We start from the raw sequence: 1,696 nt of genomic DNA, 5'->3' as shown, positions 1-1,696 counted from the left end.
ACGGCGTGCGCTACCACCACGTCTCCACCGACGAGGTCTACGGCGACCTGGCGATCGACGACCCCGCCAAGTTCACCGAGGAGACGCCCTACCGCCCGAGCTCGCCGTACAGCTCGACCAAGGCGTCCTCCGACATGCTCGTGCGCGCCTGGACCCGCACCTACGGGCTTCGCACCACGATCTCCAACTGCTCCAACAACTACGGCCCCTACCAGCACGTGGAGAAGTTCATCCCGCGCCAGATAACCAACATCATCGACGGCGTGCGCCCCAAGCTCTACGGGAAGGGCGAGAACGTGCGCGACTGGATCCACACCGAGGACCACTCCTCGGCCGTCTGGGACATCCTCACGAAGGGCCGCACGGGGGAGACCTACCTCATCGGAGCCAATGGGGAGAAGAACAACATCACCGTGCTGCGCATGATCCTCGAGGCGATGGGAAAGGACCCCGAGGACTTCGACTGGGTCGCCGACCGCCCCGGCCACGACCGCCGCTACGCCATCGACTCCACCAAGCTCCAGCGCGAGCTCGGCTGGAGGCCGGCGCACACCGACTTCGCCGAGGGCCTGAAGCAGACGATCGACTGGTACGTCGAGAACGAGTCCTGGTGGCGCCCCGCCAAGGATGCCACCGAGGCCCGCTACCGCGCGCAGGGCCAGTAGGAGGGGAGAGACCTATGGCAGACATCGCATTCGAGAAGGACCTCTCCGTAACCGAGACCAGCATCGGGGGCCTCAAGGTCGTCGACCTCGCCGTCCACGGCGACTCACGCGGCTGGTTCAAGGAGAACTGGCAGCGCGCCAAGATGTGCGCCCTGGGCATCCCCGACCTCCGCGTCGTCCAGAACAACGTCTCCTACAACGACAGCCGCGGCGTCACCCGCGGCATCCACGCCGAGCCCTGGGACAAGTTCATCTCCGTCGCCCGCGGCTCGGTCTTCGGCGCATGGGTGGACCTGCGCGAGGGCAGCGCCACCTACGGGAAGGTCTACACGACCGTGCTGGACCCGAGCAAGGCCATCTACGTCCCGCGCGGCGTGGGCAACTCCTTTCAGGCGCTGGAGGACGGCACCGCCTACACCTACCTGGTGGACGCCCACTGGTCGTTGGAGCTCAAGAGGACCTACACCTTCGTGAACCTCGCCGACCCCGAGCTCGCCATCGACTGGCCGATCCCGCTCGATGAGGCTACCGTCTCCGAGGCGGACAAAAACCACCCGATGCTGAAGGACGTCGTCCCCATGGCGCCCAGGCGCACCCTCGTCACCGGCTGCAACGGCCAGCTGGGCCATGCGGTCCGCAGACTCGCCGAGGAGCGCGGGGTCGCCAAGGACTTCGACTTCTGCGACATCGACACCTTCGACATGTCCGACCCGGACGCCTACTCCGAATACGACTGGTCGCTCTACGGCACCGTGATCAACTGCGGCGCCTACACGGCGGTCGACAGGGCCGAGACCCCCGAGGGCCGCGTGGCCGCCTGGAAGGCCAACGCGACAGGGCCGGCCCTGCTCGCCCGCACCTGCGCGGAGCACGGAATCACGCTCGTCCACGTGTCCAGCGACTACGTCTTCGACGGCGCCGCCGAGGCCCATACCGAGGACGAGCCCCTCAGCCCACTTTCCGTCTACGGCCAGACCAAGGCCGCCGGCGACATCGCCGTGGCCGGCTGCCCGCGCCACTACATCATGCGC

2 protein-coding genes are annotated in these 1,696 nt (G+C 67.4%); both read left to right on the top strand.

Annotated features, from left to right (window positions below):
- A partial coding sequence (locus FGQ67_RS09975) for a dTDP-glucose 4,6-dehydratase (protein WP_138341794.1) occupies positions 1-665 on the top strand: 665 nt, incomplete at its 5' end.
- 14 nt (positions 666-679) lie between these two features.
- On the top strand, positions 680-1,696 hold a 1,017-nt coding region (locus tag FGQ67_RS09970; protein WP_138341792.1), incomplete at its 3' end, for a dTDP-4-dehydrorhamnose 3,5-epimerase family protein.

Source organism: Collinsella aerofaciens (assembly GCF_005845035.1).
Classification (GTDB): Bacteria; Actinomycetota; Coriobacteriia; order Coriobacteriales; family Coriobacteriaceae; genus Collinsella; species Collinsella aerofaciens_I.
This window is presented reverse-complemented; position numbering and strand designations above follow the sequence as displayed.